The organism is Kitasatospora sp. NBC_00240 (genome assembly GCF_026342405.1).
Classification (GTDB): domain Bacteria; phylum Actinomycetota; class Actinomycetes; order Streptomycetales; family Streptomycetaceae; genus Kitasatospora.
In genome coordinates, this window is record NZ_JAPEMU010000001.1 from 8,793,480 (window position 1) to 8,811,168 (window position 17,689).

The window sequence follows — 17,689 nt, forward strand, 5'->3', positions numbered from 1 at the left end:
AGCAGGAACGGTGCCGGTGGGCCTGTGGGCGGAGGCAAGGCCGTAGCCTGCCGCACCGGTGCGGCAGGCTACCCGGCCGCACCGGCGTCGCGTACGTCCCGGCATCCACCGGAGGGCACGTCGCGTACGTCCCGGCATCCACCGGAGGGCACGTCGCGTACGTCCCGGCATCCACCGGAAGGCCGTTACCCCAGTTGGTCGCGGCGGCGGGTCAGGTAGGCGGTCTCGGCGGTGTTGCCCGCCAGGGCGACGGCCCTGTCGTAGGCCGCGCGCGACTCCTGACTGCGGCCCAGCCGGCGCAGCAGGTCGGCGCGGGTCGCATGGTAGGCGTGATAACCGTCCAAGGCCTCCGCCAGCCGGTCCACGGCCGCGAGTGCCACCTGGGGGCCGTCGATCTCGGCGACCGCGACGGCCCGGTTGAGGGCGACGACCGGCGAGGGATCGAGGCGGACGAGCTGGTCGTAGAGGGCGAGCACCTGCGACCAGTCGGTGTCGCGGACATCGCGGGCGGAGGTGTGCACGGCATTGATCGCCGCGAGGATCTGGTAACGCCCCGGGGCCGTCCCGGCGGCCAGTCGCTCGCGCACCAGCCGGTGGCCCTCGGCGATCAGCGCCCCGTCCCAGGAGCCGCGGTCCTGCTCGCCGAGGGCGACCAGTTCACCGCTCGGCGACACCCGGGCCGGACGGCGGGCCTCGGCCAGCAGCATCAGCGCCAGCAACCCGGCCACCTCGCCGTCCTGCGGCACGAGGGTCCGGAGCAGGCGTGTGAGCCGGACGGCCTCGGCGGTCAGATCCGGACGGACCGGATCGGAGTCCGGGCCGGTCGCCAGGTAGCCCTCGTTGAAGACGAGGTACAGGACCGCGAGCACGCCGCCGACGCGTGCCGGGAGGTCCTGCTCGGACGGCACCCGATAGGGGATGCGGGCCACCTTGATCTTGGCCTTCGCCCGGGTGATCCGCTGCCCCATGGCGGCTTCCTGCACCAGGAAGGCCCGGGCGATCTCGGGCACGGTCAGACCACCGACCATCCGCAGCGTCAGCGCCACGCGGCTCTGCATCGCCAGCGCCGGGTGACAGCAGGTGAAGATCAGCCGGAGCCGCTCGTCCCCGACCGGGCCGACCGGCTCGGGCGGGCCGTCGTCGGACAACAACTGAGCCTCCGTCTGCTTGTCGTCGCGCCTGTTCTCGCGCCGGATCCGGTCGATGGCCTTGCGGGCGGCGGTGGTGGTCAGCCAGGCGCCGGGGTTGGGCGGCACACCGTCGCTCGGCCAGTGCTCGACGGCGGTCACGAACGCCTCGGCCGCCGCCTCCTCGGCGATGTCGAGGTCACCGAAGCGCCTGGCCAGGGAGGCGACCACCCGGGCCCACTCCTCCTGGTGGGCCCGGGTGATCGCCTCCCGTACGTCGACCCCGCTCACAGGAACGGCCGCACCTCGACCTTCCGGTTGCAGGCCTTCGACCCCTCGGCGGCCAGCTTGAGCGCCACGTCCAGATCCGCGGCCTCGATGATCCAGAAACCGGCGAGGAACTCCTTCGACTCCACGAACGGCCCGTCGGTGAACATCGCCTCCCCACCCCGGTTGTCGATCACGGTGGCCGTGCCGGGCGCACCGAGGCCGCCGGCGAAGACCCAGTGGCCCTCGGCCACCAGCCGGTCGTTGAACACGTCGATCGCGGCGTCCTCCTCCGGGGTGGCCAGGCCGGCTTCTTCAAAGATCACGGAAACCATGTACTGCATCTCGGAACATCTCCTGTGCTTCGGGGCACCCCTCGCGGGCGGCCGCTCACTCGTACAACGAACAGCTCCGCCCCGATCCGACACCCCTTCCCGGAATTCCCGCAGGGAATTTCCGGACCCTGCCGTACCGCAGCAGCCCGCCGGTGCCGCCACGGCCCATCGTGGACGAAGGCCCGCCGGAAGGCCCGCAGGTCGACGGCGTGCCCGTACTCGAACCTCGGGATGGGCGCCTCCGGGCCGGCCGGCCGGCGGGCAGCGCTGGCGGGCCGCCCCGAACCGTTCGAAGCGGGCAGCGCCCCCGGCCGGCGGCCGAAGCCGCTCGCGCGGCTGCTCGACCACCCGCGCGGTTGCTTCACCACCCGCAGGCCGCCGGTCACGCCAGGTGCCCGCCGCGCCGCCGGTGAGAGCTCCCCGAGCTGGTTCCGGATCTCGCCCGGTGCTCCTGAGGGAGGATCGGGCCGCCCGGACGTGGCAGCCCGCCACCGGGCGGGGCCGGGGGCGGGCTGTCACGGAAGCGCGGGGTGGGGGGTCAGGCGGGGAGGCCGATGCGGCGTTCGCCGTTGCGGCGTTGCTGGATGACGACGGCGGCGACGAGGAGGGCGCCCTGGGCGACGTTCTGCCAGAAGGCGTTGATGCCCTGGACGGTGAGGCCGTTCTCGAGGCAGCCGAGGAGGGCGACGGCGAGGAGGGTGCCGCCGATGCCGCCCTTGCCGCCCTTGAGGGCTGCGCCGCCCAGGGCTGCTGCGGTGATGGCCTTGAGTTCGAGGCCTTCGCTGCCGGAGGTGGGCTGGCCGGAGCCGGTGCGGGCGGTGAGGAGGATGCCGGCTACGGCGGCGACGACGCCGATGAGGGCGTAGACGGCGACGAGGTACTTGTTGATGTTGATGCCGGCGAGGCGGGCTGCGGTGTCGTTGCCGCCGATGGCGTAGACGTTGCGGCCGATGTCGGTGTACTTGAGGAGGAGGTGGACGGCGAGGGCGACGACGATGAGGATCCACACCATGACGGGGAGGCCGGCGATCTTGCCGCGGCCGAGGAAGACGAAGACGTCGTTGTTGAGGACGTAGCCCTGGGCGCGGCCGTCGGAGATGAGTTGGGCGAGGCCCTTGTAGGCGGCGAGGCCGGCGAGGGTGGCGATGGTGGGGTTGACGCGGCCGTAGACGATGATGACGCCGTTGAGGATGCCGACGAGCAGGCCGGCGCCGACGGCGGCGGCGATGCCGGCGAGGGCGTTGGAGCCGGCGGAGGTGAAGGCCATGGCGGAGACGACGGAGGCGACGCCGGCCTGGGAGCCCACGGAGATGTCGAGGCCGCCGCAGATGATGACGGCGGTCTGGACGACGGCGAGCAGGCCGGTGATGGTGCCGGCCTCGGCGATGACCTGCATGTTGGAGACGCTGAGGTAGTTGTCGTTCAGGATGCCGAACAGGCCCAGGACCAGCACCAGGGCACCGATCAGGCTGAGGTTCTGACCGCCCAGGGCGGCGAGCGGGGAACGCTTGCGGGCCGGCTTGGTGGCGCGCCGGTCGGCCGTCGCTGTGGTCATGTGGAGGCTCCGGGGGCGGTGTCGGCGGTGATGTCGGCGGTGATGTGGGTGGTGGTCGCGGCGGGGGTGACGGGGTCGAGGTCGTCGGCCATGGCGAGGGCGAGGATGGCCTCCTCGGAGGCCTCGGCGCGACCCAGTTCGCCGGTGATCCGGCCGTTCTGCATGACGACGACGCGGTCGGCCAGGCCGAGGACCTCGGGCAGTTCGGAGGAGATCACCAGCAGCGCGACGCCCTCCTTGGCGAGGTCGGCGATGATCTGGTAGATCTCCGCCTTGGCGCCGACGTCGATGCCGCGGGTCGGCTCGTCGAGGATCAGCACCTTGGGTTTGCGGGCGAGCCAGCGGGCGAGGACGACCTTCTGCTGGTTGCCGCCGGAGAGCTTGCGGACCTCGTGCTCGATGGAGGGGGTGCGCACCCGCAGCCGGTCGGTGTACTCCTGCGCGAGGGCGCGCTCGGCGCCGCGGCGCACGAACCGCAGCCGGCGCAGCCGCTCCAGGACGACCAGGGAGGTGTTGTCGCGGATGGTGCGGTGCAGCAGCAGGGCCTGCGCCTTGCGCTCCTCGGGGGCCAGGCCCAGACCGGCGCGGATGACCTCGCCCGGGCGTCCGGAGCGCAGTTTCACGCCGTCCAGGGTGACGGTGCCGTGGTGGATGGGGAGGTCGCCGGCGAGTGCGAGGGCGAGTTCGGAGCGTCCGGCGCCGATCAGGCCGGCCAGGCCGACCACCTCGCCGGCGCGGATCTGCAGGTCGATGCCGTGGACGGCGTCGGTGGTGACGCCTCGGACGTCGAGGACGACGCGGTCGGTGGCGACGTCCTGGCGGACGAACATGGCGGAGAGGTCGCGGCCGACCATCAGGCGCACCAGGGCGCCCTCGGTGGTGGCGTGGGCGTCCTGGACGCCGGCCAGGGCGCCGTCGCGCAGGACCGCGATGCGGTCGGCGAGCTGGAAGATCTCCTTCATCCGGTGCGACACGTAGATGATGGCGATGCCCTGGTCGCGCGGCCGCCGGATGAGGGAGAAGAGGGCGTCGACCTCGTGCTCGGAGAGTGAGGAGGTGGGTTCGTCGAAGGCGATCACCCGGGCCTCCTCGCCGGTGACGGCCCGCATGATCTCCACCAGCTGGCGCTGGGCGGGGGTCAGCTCGGAGCCGAGCAGGTCGGGGTCGAGGACGCCGGCGAAGCCGAGGCGCTCGAGGTCGGCGGTGACGCGGCGGCGCAGTTCGGCGCGGTCCAGGCGGCGGCCGGCCTTGCGGGGCAGGGCGCCGGCGTAGACGTTCTCGGCGACCGAGACGTGCGGGATGATCTCGGGTTCCTGCGGGATGATCCGGATGCCGGCGGCCCGGGCCTCGGCGGGCGAGCCCAGGGCGAGGCGGGCGCCGTCCAGGGCCACGTGGCCCTCGGTCGGCTGGTGGTCACCGGTGAGGATCTTCAGCAGGGTCGACTTGCCGGCGCCGTTCTCCCCCATCAGGGCGGTGACCTGCCCGGCCGGGAACTCCAGGGTGACCCCGTCGAGGGCCTGCACCGCGCCGAACCGCTTGACGATCCCCATGACGGCGATCACGGAGCCGGCGGCGGACAGGGGCGGGCTCGTCGGCGGTTCGGTGCCGGAGCTGGTCATCGAGGGCCTCGCAGACGGTGGGCCGATCGGCGCCGTGAGCCGATGCGACGGGTGGGTGGGGGCGCCGGCGCGGTGGGTGGGGGAACTGCCGCGCCGGCGCGTCCGGGGGCCTGCCGGGTCAGCTGCAGCTGACGCCGGAGGCCTTCCAGTTGGAGGCGTCGACCATCTTGGTCGGCGCGAACGCCTCCTTCGGGAAGTCCTTGCCGTTCTTGAGCTTGTCGTACATGGTCTGGACGGCCAGCGCGCCGACGTCCTTGCCGTTGATGAACAGCGCGGCTCGCATGCCCGAGGGCTTGCCGGAGTTCCAGTTCTTGCAAGCGAGGTAGGCACCGAGGCCCACGCCGATCACGTCGTCGGCCTTGAAGCCGGCGTTCTCCAGTGCGGTGACACCGCCCTGGACGTTCTCGTCGTTGCAGCCCCAGACCACCCAGTGCTTCACGCCGGCATTGGCGGTCACCGTCGCGGCGATCTTGTCCTGGGCGCCGGTGGGGGTGTTGTCGGTGGCCACGTCGATGTTCTGGACGTTCGCGCCGGCTCCGGCGAAAAAGGCGTTCTTCGCGGCCTTGACCCGGTCGGTGCAGACGGTGACGTCCTGCTTCCAGGCGGAGATGGTGCGGGTCTCGGCGGGGTTCCAGCCGGCCTTCTTGAACTCCTCGGCCGCCCGCTTGCCGACCTCGCCGCCCATCTGCTCACCGCTGAAGCCGATCCGGGGGACGAGCGTGTCGGAGGTGCAGACCGCCGGGTCGGGACCGGTGGTGCAGATCTGGTCGTCCGAGGTCAGCAGCGCGACCTTGGCGTCCTTGGCGGTCTGCACGACCTGCGGGCCGACCGCCGGGTCCGGCACGACCACGATCAGGCCGTTGGTCTTCTGCGCGATCGCGGACTTCGCCTCGCTGACGGTCTTGTTCGCGTCGGTGCCGAGGTTGACGACCTTGAGGTCGACGCCCAGCTCGGCGGCCTTCGCCTTCGCACCGGCCGCCTCGCCGACGAAGTACTCCTGGTCCCCCTGCTTCTGCAGGTAGGTCATGGAGATCTTCCCGTCGACCTTCGCCACGTCGCCGCTGCCGGCCGGCTCCTGGCCCGTCGAACATGCGGCGAGGCCGAGGGCTGCGACCAGGCCCAGCGCCATGACTGCGGCCGGCCTGCGGTTGCGTGCAGTGAACATGTGCATCCCCTTGCATGGACGGGCCGGTGGTGGCCGACCCGATGAGGCATGGCTGCGCGGAGGCCGCCGAGTCCGGTCCGAGGAGGGACGGAAGCGGCTTCGCTTGCTGCTTCGATCAAAACCCAACGTGATCAAACGCGATGAACCACAGGAAAACAGTTGTTTCGTGCGGGAGTCAACCAGGTGAATGGCGCAATTCGGATCGAGACCCGGCCGTTACGCGGCAGTCGTCCAACAGATACGCCGGGGCCTTGCCAGATCGGATTCCGCCTGCCGCCCAGGCGGCGGGCGGCTCCGGCTTCCGGGGTGGCGGATCGCCGGGCCGTTCGGGGGTGGCGCGGCTGAGGCGGGGCAAGTGGTGGAAGCATCAACATTTTCCACCACGCTGCGTGCACCTCCCAATACGGCGATCAAGAACACTCAGGATCACTGTTCGTCCGGACACCGGCTGCGCTACCTTGGGCGCCGTCGGTACACCCCGCACGGTCGTCGTGACCGCGCGCCGGACGTCGTAGGGATGGTGGGACAGCCGTGGCCGATCAGGGCTTGCTGGCGCAGCAGCGCAGGTCGCTCATCCTGGAGCAGGTACGCAGGGACGGCGCCGTCAAGGTCGCCGAGCTGGTGGACCTGTTCGGCGTGTCGGACATGACCGTACGCCGGGATCTCGACGTGCTGGCCCGCGGCGGCGCGGTGGAGAAGGTGCACGGCGGGGCCGTCGCCGTCGGGGCGAGCACGGACGAGCCGGGCTTCGAGGCCAAGTCCACCCGCGAGTCGGCGGCCAAGGCCGCCGTGGCGGCCGCGGCCGCCACGCTGGTGGAGCCCGGCAGTGTGGTGGCGGTCTCGGCGGGGACGACCGCCTTCGCGGTGGCGTCGCGCCTGCTCGGGATCCCCCGGCTGACGGTGGTGACCAACTCGCTCCCGGTTGCGGACCTGCTGCGGACGGCCGCCCGCGAACTGGGCGACACCGCTCCCGCGCTGCTGCTCACCGGCGGGAGCCCGACCCGCTCGGCCGCGCTGGTCGGCCCGCTCGCCGACCAGGCGATCCGGTCCCTGCACGTGGACCTGCTGATCCTCGGCACCCACGGCGTGTCCGAGCAGTCCGGGCTCACCACGCCGAACATGGGCGAGGCCGAGACCAACCGGGCGCTGGTGGCGGCGGCCCGCCGGGTGGTGGTGGTCGCGGACCACACCAAGTGGGGCGTGGTGGCGCTGAGCAGTTTCGCCGACCTCACGGATGTCGGCACCTTCGTGACCGACGAGAACCTGCCCGAACAGGCCCGGTCGACGCTGGCCGATGCCGTCGGCACCCTGGTGGTGGCGCCGCTGTCCGGCAGCGGACGCTGACCGCCCGGCCGCGCCCGCTCCGCTCCCTTCGCCCGCCGACCCCGGTCTTCCATGGCCGGGGTCGGCGGGCTGCTGCCGTGTGCCGGCCGTGTCCCTGCAGGAAGTCAGGCGGCCGGGTCGGACCGCCGTTCGAGTGGCCCGTCGGAGCCGAGAACGTCCTTGCCGTCAAAGCTGGTTGACCCGGGTGTGCGCGCAATCGCGCCGATTCGGTCCCGGTGCGACCCGGGTTCGTCGCCGTCGGGGCGCCTTCGCGGCGCCCTTCCGCTCCGATGCGGCGGCCCGCTCTATTGACGAAGAGTCTAATAGCTTCTAGCTTCTGAACCGAGCCCCACCGCCGCACCCCCGACCCGACGGTCGCGCACCCAGGAGCCGAGGAGCCGCTCATGACAGCCACCACCCGCCGGGCGAGCAACGGGCCGGACGCTCCCGAGCACGCCCCCGCCCGCGAGCGGACGGCCCAACGCCTGCTCGCCTCCTCCGCGAAGCTCTCGTTCGACCCCGTGAAGGACATCGACTGGGCCACCGGACCGGAGCCCGGCCGCTACTACTGCCCGCCGCGCCGCCTCTCCCTCTACGGCACCCCGCAGTGGGAGCGCATGACGGAGGAGCAGCGGATCGAGCTGAGCAAGCACGAGGTCGCCAGCATCGCCGCCGTGGGCATCTGGTTCGAGGAGATCCTGATGCAGATGCTGCTGCGCCACGCCTTCGACCGCGACCCGACCACCGCCCACGTCCAGTACGCCCTCACCGAGATCGGCGACGAGTGCCGGCACTCGGTGATGTTCGCCCGGATGATCACCTGGATGGGTGTCCCCGCCTACCGCCCGGCTCGGCTGGCGCACGAGCTGGGCCGGATCTTCAAGGCCGTCTCGACGCACAGCCAGACCTTCGGCGGCACGATGTACGTGGAGGAGATCCTGGACGCCTTCCAGCGGGAGGTGATGGCCGACGAGTCGCTGCAGCCGCTGACCCGCCAGGTCTCCCGGATCCATGTGATCGAGGAGTCCCGGCACATCAGCTACGCCCGCGAGGAGTTGCAGCGGGGGCGTCTCGGCCCGGTCCGGCGGCGCTGGGAGCAGCTGCTGATCGGGCTGATCATCTACTTCTCCACCACCAGCCTGATCAACCCCCGCCTCTACGCCGCCGTCGGGGTGAGCCCCGCCGAGGGCCGCCGGGCGGCCCGGGCCAACCCGAACTGGCGGAGCACCAAACGGGAGATGGCGGGGAAGACCCTGGCCGTCCTGGATCGGGCGGGGCTGGTCGGCGGCGCCAACCGGTGGCTGCTCCGGGCGGCGGGCGTGGTGTGACGCGCCGGCCGGTCGGACCGGTCCGGCCGCCGGAGCGACCTGACGGCGCTCGTCGACACCCCCTGATCGAGGCCGCCACCTGACTGCCCGTCCTGGTGGAAAGACCGGGGCCGACGGCAGGACGGCGGTCATCGCGGGGCGAGCCAAGCCCTAGTAGTACTTCGTTAGGTTGATTTGATCTTGTGGTCGTGGCAGGGCATGCTGCGATCTGTGGATCTTGGTGAGTTGGAGAGGCTTCGCGGTGACCTCGGTGACTTTGTGGCCGAGGTCTTCGCTTCGTTGGCGCGTAAGGACCAGCGCCGGCAGGGAGATTGCTACCTTCGCGGACTGATGCTGGACGGGCGGCGCAAGTCGATCCAGCCGATGGCGGATCGGCTGCCGGACGGGAACATGCAGGCCTTGCAGCAGTTCGTCAGCCAGTCGCCGTGGGACCACACGCCGGTGCTGCGACAGATCGCAGGGAAGATGACCGCCGCCCTCGCGCCCGAGGCGTGGGTGATCGACGACACCTCCTTCCCGAAGGCCGGCGACCAGTCCGTGGCGACCTCGCGGCAGTACTGCGGCGCACTGGGGAAACGCTCGCTCTGCCAGGTCGGGGTGAGCGTCCACGCCGTCACCGACAAGGCCTCCAGCCCGTTGTCGTGGCGACTGTTCGTGCCGCCGGAGTGGGACGACCGTGATGACGCCCGTCGGCGGCGGACCGGCCTGCCCGCCGAGGTCGGGCATGTCGAGAAGTGGCGGCTCGCGATCGACACGCTGGAGGAGCTGATCACATGGGGGCTCGCCCCGCAGGTCGTGGTCGCCGACGCGGGCTACGGCCAGTCCGCCGCCTTCCGCCACGCTCTGCGTTCCAGGGACCTGGACCACATCGTGGCGGTGCGCGGGGACGAGACCGCGCACCGCCACGACGCGGAGCCGGTGGCGCCCGCCTACAGCGGCGCAGGCCGCAGGACACTGCCCCGCTACCGCACCGAATCCGACTCCTTGCGTGAACTCGCGACCCGCGAAGGACGTCGGGCGTTTCGGCAGGTCACCTGGCGCCAGGGCAGCCGCGGGGCGATGCGCTCGCGCTTCCGCGTCCTGCAGGTGCGGCCCGCGGGCAAGATCCCCCGAACACTCGCCGCCGCCGACGCCGGCGGCAGCGCCGCGTGGGACGGCGTCCTGCCCGCCGAGACCCTGCTGGTCGAATGGCCGCCCGGCGAGGCCGCACCCACCGACTACTGGCTGACCAATCTCCCACCCGACACCGCGATCCGCAGGCTCGTGCGCCTGGCCAAGATCCGCTGGCGGATCGAGCACGACTACCGCGAGATGAAGCACGGCCTGGGCCTGGACCACTTCGAGGGCCGCACCTGGCGCGGCTGGCACCACCACGTCACCCTCGTCACCGCCGCCCACGCCTTCCTCACCCTCCGGCGCCTCGACCCAAAAGCCGAAACGCCGGCCTGACCTTCTACCGAGTCCTCGACGCCATCCAGGACCTCATACGGGCCTGGACCGGCGAATGCCCCACCTGCCACCGCGAGTTACCCCATGCACGCCAGGCAGGACGCACCCAACCACTTCAGACTTAACGAAGTACTACTAGGGGCTGTCCGGCGGATCATCTTGGGCTGGTGCAGGCACGCCCGGTACGGCTGAGCTGCCGTGGGCCGCAGCAGTCACGCGAACGACGGCCACCGGTCGGCGGCCCACTCCCGCCAGTCGACCCACCCGGGCGGCGGGTTGGCGTCCCCGCGGCCCTCCAGTTCCGCCGCGTCGGGCTCCTCGAAATGCGCGCGCCCGTGCAGGATGTCGGCCTCGGACATCGGCAACGTCTCCTCGGGGGTGGTCGCCCAGCGGTGGGCGATACGGACGCGTTGGGTCTCGTCGTCCACCGGCAGGTAGACCATGCGGAAGCGCGCCTCCTCGGCCTCCACCAGCCAGCGGATCGCGGACCGTTCGTCCCGTGACCAGCAGCCGTAGTCCACGACGACGTTGGTGCCCAGTTTGACCGCCTCCAGGGCGAGCCAGAGCATGCGCCCCTCCAGCACGTCGCGCTTCCCGTCCGTCTCCGCCTCGCCGAACAGGGGAATCATCCAGTCGTCGGGCGTCAGACGCAGCGCGCCGTGCTCTGCGGCGAGCTGCCGAGCCCGTGTGGTCTTTCCGGCCCCTGGCAGGCCGACCATCAGGAACAACGTGGTCACCCCCAGATCGTGGCAGGGAAGCGAATCAGGCAGCCACCGTTTTATCCGCCCGATCACGGGCTGAGCCACAGGCGGAGGGACGCCACGGTGACAGTGCCGTGGAAGACGTAGGCGCGCTTGTCGTAGCGCGTAGCCACGGCGCGGAAGTGCTTGAGCCGGTTGATCATGCGCTCGACCTCGTTGCGGCGCTTGTATCTCTCCTTGTCAAAGCCCGCTGGCCGGCCTCCTCGGCTTCCTCGGCGCCTGCGGTTGGCTCGCTGGTCCTTCGGTTCCGGGATGGTGTGTTTGATCTGGCGTCTGCGTAGGTAACGGCGATTACGGCGGGAGCTGTACGCCTTATCGCCGCCCAAGTGGTCGGGACGAGTGCGTGGATGGCCACCGCCGAGGCGCCTTACCCGGATGCGTTCGAGGACTGGGATCAGCTGCGGGCTGTCGCCCCACTGACCAGGAGTGATCAGCAGCGACAGAGGGCGGAGACCGCCTTCCCCGGCAAGGTGGATCTTGGAGGTCAGGCCGCCCCGCGAATGGCCGAGTCCTTCGTCGGGGCGATGCTGCCGAGGTGTTGATCTCCGCTTGGGAACTCGCGGTGTCCTGCGCGGAGCTCCGGCAGCGTGCTGATGGGCTCGGCACGAGGTGGAGTCCACGCTCACCATGCTCCAGTCGATCTTGCCCCGGGCGTCGGCATCGGCCTGGACGGCTTGCACGATCCGATCCCAGGTGCCGTCCGCCGACCACCGACGGTGACGCTCATAGGCGGTTTCCCAGCTCCCGAACCGGTTCGGCAGATCCCGCCAAGGGACTCCTGTGCGGATCCCGAACAAGATCCCGTTGATCACTGTTCGGTGGTCACTCCAACGCCCGCCCCGGCCTCCGGACTTCGACAGATGGGGCGCAAGTCGCGCCCACTCGTCATTTGTCAGATCGCCCCGCCCCACAAACCGAACAATGACCCTCCCGCGAGGCGACCGTCACATGATCCGCCGGACAGGACCTAGTAGTACTTCGTTAGGTTGATTTGATCTTGTGGTCGTGGCAGGGCATGCTGCGATCTGTGGATCTTGGTGAGTTGGAGAGGCTTCGCGGTGACCTCGGTGACTTTGTGGCCGAGGTCTTCGCTTCGTTGGCGCGTAAGGACCAGCGCCGGCAGGGAGATTGCTACCTTCGCGGACTGATGCTGGACGGGCGGCGCAAGTCGATCCAGCCGATGGCGGATCGGCTGCCGGACGGGAACATGCAGGCCTTGCAGCAGTTCGTCAGCCAGTCGCCGTGGGACCACACGCCGGTGCTGCGACAGATCGCAGGGAAGATGACCGCCGCCCTCGCGCCCGAGGCGTGGGTGATCGACGACACCTCCTTCCCGAAGGCCGGCGACCAGTCCGTGGCGACCTCGCGGCAGTACTGCGGCGCACTGGGGAAACGCTCGCTCTGCCAGGTCGGGGTGAGCGTCCACGCCGTCACCGACAAGGCCTCCAGCCCGTTGTCGTGGCGACTGTTCGTGCCGCCGGAGTGGGACGACCGTGATGACGCCCGTCGGCGGCGGACCGGCCTGCCCGCCGAGGTCGGGCATGTCGAGAAGTGGCGGCTCGCGATCGACACGCTGGAGGAGCTGATCACATGGGGGCTCGCCCCGCAGGTCGTGGTCGCCGACGCGGGCTACGGCCAGTCCGCCGCCTTCCGCCACGCTCTGCGTTCCAGGGACCTGGACCACATCGTGGCGGTGCGCGGGGACGAGACCGCGCACCGCCACGACGCGGAGCCGGTGGCGCCCGCCTACAGCGGCGCAGGCCGCAGGACACTGCCCCGCTACCGCACCGAATCCGACTCCTTGCGTGAACTCGCGACCCGCGAAGGACGTCGGGCGTTTCGGCAGGTCACCTGGCGCCAGGGCAGCCGCGGGGCGATGCGCTCGCGCTTCCGCGTCCTGCAGGTGCGGCCCGCGGGCAAGATCCCCCGAACACTCGCCGCCGCCGACGCCGGCGGCAGCGCCGCGTGGGACGGCGTCCTGCCCGCCGAGACCCTGCTGGTCGAATGGCCGCCCGGCGAGGCCGCACCCACCGACTACTGGCTGACCAATCTCCCACCCGACACCGCGATCCGCAGGCTCGTGCGCCTGGCCAAGATCCGCTGGCGGATCGAGCACGACTACCGCGAGATGAAGCACGGCCTGGGCCTGGACCACTTCGAGGGCCGCACCTGGCGCGGCTGGCACCACCACGTCACCCTCGTCACCGCCGCCCACGCCTTCCTCACCCTCCGGCGCCTCGACCCAAAAGCCGAAACGCCGGCCTGACCTTCTACCGAGTCCTCGACGCCATCCAGGACCTCATACGGGCCTGGACCGGCGAATGCCCCACCTGCCACCGCGAGTTACCCCATGCACGCCAGGCAGGACGCACCCAACCACTTCAGACTTAACGAAGTACTACTAGGGGCTGTCCGGCGGATCTTGACAGGCCACACCGCAGTACGCTGTGGCGGTGCTGCTCCCCACCGTCCCGCGCACCCGACTGCGTTCCGCCGATCAGCCGGCTATCGACACGCCATTCGGCCCGCTGACCTTCACCACGACCATCGGGAACACCGGCCTTCCCCTGCAGCCCGATGAGCTGTTCGAACTGTCGAGGGGGCGCACGGTTGCCCGCTGGGTCCTTCCTGTGGCCCATGTCGAGCTGCTGCTGACCCCGTACGATCCCGAGCTCGACCCCGGGCACTGGGGGCCGCTGATCGACTGCCGTGCGGCGGTCTGGCGGATCGACGTCCTGGCGCCGATCGAGCGGGTGCGGTTCTCGGCGGAGCTGCCGGCGCGGCTTCCGGAGGGTGCCGACGCGGGCTGGGACGGCGGGCAGGCACTGGCCGCGATCACGGTGGAGGACGACAACATCCGGCTCACCGTCGGCGGTAACGACGAGGAGGCGATCTGCTGTGCGGCCGCCGAAGGCGAGGTACCCCGGTGGTGGGCCGCGCTGAGCGGGGAGGTGTACGACCGTTCGTTCAGCACTTGGGGCGTGGACTTCGGCCACAACCACGGCATGTCCTGGACGCTCCCCCCGCTGGAGACAGGCGACCACTGTGAACTCCCGGTGGTGGCCGCCTGGGCCCCGGCCGAAGCCGCGCAGGAGAGCGCGAACACCTGGTACGCCGTCATGCCGTCACCAACGGTGCTGCTGCGCCAGGTCACTGCCGAGCTGGCGAAGCCGGCTGACGCTCCGGACGCGGGCTGATCAGGCTCTGAGCCAGAGACGTATCGACGCGACGGTGACGGTGCCGTGGAAGACGTAGCCGCGCTTGTCATACCGCGTCGCAACGGCCCGTGAGTGCTTGAGTCGGTTGATCGTCCGCTCGACCTCGTTCCGCCGCTTGTACATCTCCTTGTCGAAGCCGACGGGTCGGCCTCCTTTGCTGCCGCGGCGCCGACGATTGGCCCGCTGGTCCTTCGGCTCCGGGATGGTGTGCTTAATCTGGCGTCTACGCAGGTAGCAGCGATTGCGGCGGGAGCTGTACGCCTTATCGCCGCCGAGGTGGTCGGGGCGGGTGCGCGGATGGCCGCCGCCGGGGCGCTTGACCCTGATGCGTTCTAGGACCGGGATCAGCTGCGGGCTGTCGCCCCACTGCCCGGGCGTGATCATCATGGCCAGTGGACGGCGGCCGCCTTCCCCGGCAAGGTGGATCTTGGAGGTCAGGCCGCCACGGGACCGGCCGATTCCCTCGTCGGGGCGGTGCTGCCGGGGCGTTGATCTCCGCTTCGGCATACGGGGTGTTCTGCGCGGTGCACCGGCAGCGTGCTGGTGGGCCCGGCACGAGGTGGAGTCCACGCTCACCATGCTCCAGTCGATGCCCCCCTGGGAGTCGGCCTCGGCCTGGACGCCCTGGAGGATCCTTTCCCAGGTGCCGTCCGCCGACCACCGGCGGTGGCGCTCGTACACGGTTTTCCAGCTCCCGAACCGCTCCGGCAGGTCCCGCCACGGGACGCCCGTGCGGACCCGGAACAGGATCCCGTTGATCACCATCCGGTGATCAGTCCACCGTCCACCGCGACGCCCGGTCTTCGGCAGATGTGGTGCCAGTTGCACCCACTCGTCGTTCGTCAGATCGCCCCGCCCCACGACCAACACAATGGGCCACGCGAGGCGATCACATGATCCGCCGGACAGAACCTAGGGGTGCCGATCCGTCACCCGCTTCCGGCCGCAGGGGTCAGACCCTGGTCCAGTGCCGGCTGTCGTCGCCGGTGCAGGCGCCCAGCTCCAGCGGGGCGCCGTCGTCCCTGCGGGCGCCCGCCACGCCGAGGCAGAGCCCCGACCGGGCGCCGACGATCGTGCCGTCGCCGTTCAGGGCCCACCGCTGGTCGACGCCGCCGTCGCAAGGCCCGAGGACGATCGGCGTACCGGGTGCGGTGCCGCGGCCGGCCGGTACCAGGCACTTGCCGTAGAGGGTGAGGGCGGCTCCGGGGGCGAGGGTGACCCGCTGGTTGGCGCCGCCGTTGCAGGTCCACAGCTGGAGCGGGGTGCCGTCCGCGCTGCCGAGCGCCGTGGCGTCCACGCACCGGTCCGATCCGACCCCGACCAGCGTGGAGGTGTCCCCGGCCCCGCTGCCCGTGACGGCCAGGTTGTCGAACTGCGCCGGCTGGTAGCCGGTGGTGCCGAGGCCCGCCAGACCGACGGAGTACGTGGCGTCGGTGACGGTGCCGAGCACGGCGCCGTCCAGGGTGGCGGTGATCGTACTGCCCCGGAAGCCCAGGCCGACGGTGTGCCAGGCCGTGCTGCCGGGAGGGGTGGTGGTGCCGCTGAGCAGGGTGGTCACCGACTCGGCGTCGGTGGCGCTGTTGCGGGTGACGGACCAGGCTCCGCCGTCCGAGAGCCGCAGGTAGTACCCGGCCTGGTGTCCCGGGGCACCCTTGGACTGCCGGGTCGCGCGGCCCAGCAGTTCGACGCCGCCGGCGGGGGGCAGGAGGGCGTCCAGGCTGACGGTGTAGTCGCCCCAGCCGGGGTCGCCGAGCAGGGCGAACGGTTCGCAGTCGGCCCGGGACCACTCGATCGGCCGGACGGGCGCGGCCTGTCGCAGGCAGGTGCCCGGGCGTCCGCCGGCGCACGGCGCGGTCTCGAAGGCGCCCTGCATGTCGGACAGGTAGCGGGCCTCCCGGCCGGCGGGGTAGCGCTCGAAGTCGTCGGTGTAGGGCAGCGGCAGGGGGTGCCTGGCCGGTACGGGGGCGGGCGTGCCCAGGGGGCCTGGTTCGGTGTTGGTGAGGGTGTAGGCGTGGCCGGGCTGCAGGGTCAGGGAGAAGGCTCCGGCGACGGGGGACAGGTCGGGCTGCCGGGTCATCCACTGCACGGGATCGGTCGAGTCGAGCTTGCTGGCCCAGACGTGCACCGTGGCGTCGGGCAGGCCGCCGCGGATCCGGAACGAGGCGCTGCGGGCGGCGGTGGCGGTGGTCGTCTCGACGACGGTCGTCCAGGCGCTGCCGTCGGGGGACTTCAACGAGACGTGGCTGCCGGCCGCCCGGTCGCCGCCGAGGTACCCGCTGCCGGTGTCCAGGTACTGCCAGCCGGCCCGGGTGAAGCGGGTGGTGTGCGCGGTGGCCCAGAGGTTGCGCCCGACGGTGTAGTTGCCCGACCAGGGCTGATTGGCCAGCAGGAGCCCGTCGGTGGAGAAAGGCAGGCTCTGGTGGACGGCGGCGACCAGCGGCCAGTTGATGTACGAGGTCATCCGGGCGTCGAGGTAGGCGCGGTTCGTCCCGCGGATCAGCGCGACACCGTCCTGATGGTCGTGCGACCCGCTCTCGCTCGCCCAGATCTGCTTCCCGCTGTCCAAAGCATGGCCGTTCGGCGGCCGGCAGTCGGTCTGGGCGGTCAGGTACCCGCAGGGGTAGTGGATGCCGATGACGTCGACGGCCGCGGCGAAGGCGGGGTCGTCGGCCATCTCGTCGGCCACCGTCCAGTCGGCGCCGCCGTCGTCGGCCCCGACGATCCGGGTGGGCAGGCCGTGTGCGGCGAGGGCGGCGTGGAACTCCCGGTACCAGGCCCGGTCGACGTCCTGGTGCTCGTTCCAGCCGCCGACGAAGTCGATGGTCAGGCCGTGGTCGCTGCGGGCGTGCTCGATCCACCGGATGTAGTAGTCGATCATCGCGGTGGACCAGAACGAGTCGATCCAGCCGGGTGCGCCCCAGGCGAGGGCGTAGATCCTGATGTCGGGGTTGCGGGCCTTGGCCTGTTCCATCAGCCACCACTCGTAGCCGCGGTTCCAGTCGGTGTCGGTGGCGGTGTGCTCGGCACTGGGCTCGGCGCCGTCGGTGGAGTTGGTGTCCCCGCCCACCTCGACCTTGAGGATCTGCAGGCTCGCGCCGTAACCGGGTTTGAAGAGGAGGTCCAGGATCTCGGAGCGCTGCGGCTCCGGGTAGTCGTACAGCAGCCGGCTGTTGCCGCCGCCGCCGCTGGCCGCGCCGATGCCGTCGAGGACCCGGCCGCCGGAGGCGCCGTCGACGGTGATCGTCCCGGTGGCCGCCGCCGGGAGGGGGACGGCGGCCGCGGCCGCGGGCCTCGCGGCGATGGGCGGTACGGCGGTGGCGGCCGGGGTGACGGCCAGCGCGAGCGCGGCGGCCAGGCCGGCGGCGCGCAGGCGGTGGAGCGTCCGCCGTCCGGGGCCTGCCGGGGGAGGGGTGCGGCGGCGGGCCGGGGGAGCGGCGCCGCCCGGGCCGGTGGGCGATTCCTGGGGTGCGGGCGCAGGGGCGGGCAAGGCTGACTCCCTTGGTGTTCAGGTGACATGACGTGCCGTGATGACACCTCCGAGG

At 71.3% G+C, this 17,689-nt stretch carries 14 protein-coding genes; 5 read left to right on the forward strand and 9 right to left on the reverse strand.

What is annotated here, in order from left to right; translation table 11 throughout:
• Positions 1–185: 185 nt before the first annotated feature.
• The 5 genes from OG689_RS37425 to OG689_RS37445 all read right to left on the reverse strand — a co-directional run bounded on the left by OG689_RS37425 (position 186) and on the right by OG689_RS37445 (position 6,068).
• On the reverse strand, positions 186–1,418 hold the full coding sequence (locus OG689_RS37425) for a DUF6596 domain-containing protein (RefSeq protein ID WP_266325900.1): 1,233 nt from the start codon (positions 1,416–1,418) through the stop codon (positions 186–188).
• Complete coding sequence (locus OG689_RS37430; protein ID WP_266325902.1) at positions 1,415–1,738, reverse strand: YciI family protein; 324 nt, start codon at positions 1,736–1,738, stop codon at positions 1,415–1,417. The genes OG689_RS37425 and OG689_RS37430 overlap by 4 nt, the downstream gene beginning before the upstream one ends.
• Positions 1,739–2,267: 529 nt before the next feature.
• Complete coding sequence (locus OG689_RS37435) at positions 2,268–3,284, reverse strand: ABC transporter permease (protein ID WP_266325904.1); 1,017 nt, start codon at positions 3,282–3,284, stop codon at positions 2,268–2,270.
• A complete protein-coding gene (locus OG689_RS37440) occupies positions 3,281–4,903 on the reverse strand; it encodes a sugar ABC transporter ATP-binding protein (RefSeq protein ID WP_266325906.1) in 1,623 nt (540 codons plus the stop codon). The genes OG689_RS37435 and OG689_RS37440 overlap by 4 nt, the downstream gene beginning before the upstream one ends.
• 118 nt (positions 4,904–5,021) lie before the next feature.
• A complete protein-coding gene (locus tag OG689_RS37445; protein ID WP_266325908.1) occupies positions 5,022–6,068 on the reverse strand; it encodes a substrate-binding domain-containing protein in 1,047 nt (348 codons plus the stop codon).
• Positions 6,069–6,599: 531 nt separating this feature from the next.
• On the opposite strand from OG689_RS37445, the gene OG689_RS37450 reads away from it, so the two are divergent.
• From OG689_RS37450 to OG689_RS37460, 3 genes are all read left to right on the forward strand, one after another.
• Positions 6,600–7,412: a DeoR/GlpR family DNA-binding transcription regulator gene (locus tag OG689_RS37450; protein ID WP_266325910.1), complete on the forward strand. Its 813-nt coding sequence runs from the start codon at positions 6,600–6,602 to the stop codon at positions 7,410–7,412.
• Between the two features lie 383 nt (positions 7,413–7,795).
• Entirely contained in the window at positions 7,796–8,719 is a 924-nt protein-coding gene (locus tag OG689_RS37455) for a diiron oxygenase (RefSeq protein WP_266325912.1), read from the forward strand.
• Positions 8,720–8,917: 198 nt separating this feature from the next.
• Positions 8,918–10,168, forward strand: a complete 1,251-nt coding sequence (locus tag OG689_RS37460; protein WP_266325914.1) for an IS701 family transposase — start codon at positions 8,918–8,920, stop codon at positions 10,166–10,168.
• 212 nt (positions 10,169–10,380) lie between these two features.
• On the opposite strand, the gene OG689_RS37465 is transcribed toward OG689_RS37460, so the two are convergent.
• A complete protein-coding gene (locus OG689_RS37465) occupies positions 10,381–10,905 on the reverse strand; it encodes an ATP-binding protein (protein WP_266325916.1) in 525 nt (174 codons plus the stop codon).
• A 53-nt stretch (positions 10,906–10,958) separates the two neighbouring features.
• On the reverse strand, positions 10,959–11,840 hold the full coding sequence (locus OG689_RS37470; RefSeq protein ID WP_266325918.1) for an IS5 family transposase: 882 nt from the start codon (positions 11,838–11,840) through the stop codon (positions 10,959–10,961).
• Positions 11,841–11,944: 104 nt separating this feature from the next.
• Between OG689_RS37470 and OG689_RS37475 the strand changes: the two genes are divergently transcribed.
• Entirely contained in the window at positions 11,945–13,195 is a 1,251-nt protein-coding gene (locus OG689_RS37475) for an IS701 family transposase (protein WP_266325914.1), read from the forward strand.
• A gap of 187 nt (positions 13,196–13,382) precedes the next feature.
• Positions 13,383–14,126 (forward strand): hypothetical protein, encoded by a 744-nt coding sequence (locus OG689_RS37480; RefSeq protein WP_266325920.1) that lies wholly within the window; start codon positions 13,383–13,385, stop codon positions 14,124–14,126.
• Here OG689_RS37480 and OG689_RS37485 read toward each other — a convergent pair whose 3' ends face one another.
• The gene (locus OG689_RS37485) at positions 14,127–15,008 is read right to left on the reverse strand and encodes an IS5 family transposase (RefSeq protein WP_266325922.1); all 882 of its coding nucleotides are present in this window, start codon (positions 15,006–15,008) and stop codon (positions 14,127–14,129) included.
• A 91-nt stretch (positions 15,009–15,099) separates the two neighbouring features.
• Entirely contained in the window at positions 15,100–17,634 is a 2,535-nt protein-coding gene (locus OG689_RS37490; protein WP_266325924.1) for a ricin-type beta-trefoil lectin domain protein, read from the reverse strand.
• Positions 17,635–17,689: the final 55 nt, after the last annotated feature.

Excerpts from the sequence above, each read along its gene's own strand:
- OG689_RS37430 (WP_266325902.1), bottom strand. The coding sequence starts at position 1,738 with ATGCAGTACATGGTTTCCGTGATCTTTGAAGAAGCCGGCCTGGCCACC.
- OG689_RS37435 (WP_266325904.1), bottom strand. The coding sequence starts at position 3,284 with ATGACCACAGCGACGGCCGACCGGCGCGCCACCAAGCCGGCCCGCAAG.
- OG689_RS37440 (WP_266325906.1), bottom strand. The coding sequence starts at position 4,903 with ATGACCAGCTCCGGCACCGAACCGCCGACGAGCCCGCCCCTGTCCGCC.
- OG689_RS37445 (WP_266325908.1), bottom strand. The coding sequence starts at position 6,068 with ATGTTCACTGCACGCAACCGCAGGCCGGCCGCAGTCATGGCGCTGGGC.
- OG689_RS37455 (WP_266325912.1), top strand. The coding sequence starts at position 7,796 with ATGACAGCCACCACCCGCCGGGCGAGCAACGGGCCGGACGCTCCCGAG.
- OG689_RS37460 (WP_266325914.1), top strand. The coding sequence starts at position 8,918 with ATGCTGCGATCTGTGGATCTTGGTGAGTTGGAGAGGCTTCGCGGTGAC.
- OG689_RS37475 (WP_266325914.1), top strand. The coding sequence starts at position 11,945 with ATGCTGCGATCTGTGGATCTTGGTGAGTTGGAGAGGCTTCGCGGTGAC.